1 protein-coding gene and 1 pseudogene are annotated in these 1,076 nt (G+C 67.2%); one reads left to right on the plus strand and one right to left on the minus strand.

Going from position 1 to position 1,076, the window contains the following annotated elements; all coding sequences use genetic code 11:
- Positions 1-341 (minus strand): UbiA family prenyltransferase (locus J7E68_RS18030; protein WP_215174929.1); only part of this gene is annotated, 341 nt, incomplete at its 3' end.
- Between the two features lie 365 nt (positions 342-706).
- On the opposite strand from J7E68_RS18030, the pseudogene J7E68_RS18035 reads away from it, so the two are divergent.
- A pseudogene (locus J7E68_RS18035) lies at positions 707-1,076 on the plus strand (transketolase); the annotation flags it as partial.

The raw sequence follows: 1,076 nt of genomic DNA on the forward strand, positions 1-1,076 counted from the left end.
CAGAGCCAGACGGTCGAGACGACCGCGAGGGTCCACGAGAAGATCAGCGCGCCGCGAGGGGTGATCTCCCCTGTGACCAGAGGCCTGTTCTCGGTGCGGTGCATGTGAGCGTCGATGTCGCGGTCGAGGTACATGTTGAAGGCCGCTGCGGATCCGGCGCTCAGCGAGCCGCCGATCACCGTGGCGAGCACCAGCCACATGTCGGGAAGCCCGCCCTGGGCGAGGAACATCACCGGGACGGTCGACACCAGCAGCAGCTCGAGGACGCGCGGTTTGGTGAGGGCGACGTACGCCTTCACGGTACGACCGATGGACTTCTTCACAACGGTCTGATCAGACATCGTCGAGATCTCGATCGCCTCCTCCGCACGCGTCACGACAGCTTTTCCAGTCTAGGGCACCGAGGACGCACGGCTGGTCCGCCCCGGGCTCCGGGCCTCGCTCGGACTCCGCGGGGCGACGCGCCCGGGTGCAGCGGGATCGCGTCCCGACCCACCTGATCCGCAGTCCCACACCTGCCAGGAAGCCCTCGCAGATCCATGGAATTACTGGAAGGGTCGAGCGTTGTAAGAAGGGGTAACGGGTCGAACCTCGGCGCTATGCTGAAATGACTCGCGCGCCCGGCGCACATCACACCCCTCCGTAACGTTGCGGACTGCGATCATGCAATCCGGGCGCTCTCGAACAGTTGCAGAAGGGCTTCACAGTGTCGGAATTGCAGTGGGATGAGATCGACCGGCGCGCGGTGGACACCGCACGCCTTCTGGCAGCGGATGCCGTGGAGAAGGTCGGCAACGGCCACCCCGGCACCGCGATGAGCCTGGCTCCGGCCGCGTATCTCCTCTATCAGCGCGTGCTCCGCCACGACCCGACAGACACCGACTGGCTGGGCCGCGACCGCTTCATCCTCTCGGTCGGACACTCGTCGCTCACGCAGTACGTCCAGCCCTACCCCGGTGGCCTCCGACTCGAGCCCGACGACCTCAAGGCGCCACGCACCTGGGGCTCGCTCACCCCGGGCCACCCCGCGTACGGCCACACCAAGGGCGTCGAGATCACCACCGGCCCGCGCGGCC

Source organism: Microbacterium sp. ISL-103 (genome assembly GCF_018613995.1).
Classification (GTDB): domain Bacteria; phylum Actinomycetota; class Actinomycetes; order Actinomycetales; family Microbacteriaceae; genus Microbacterium.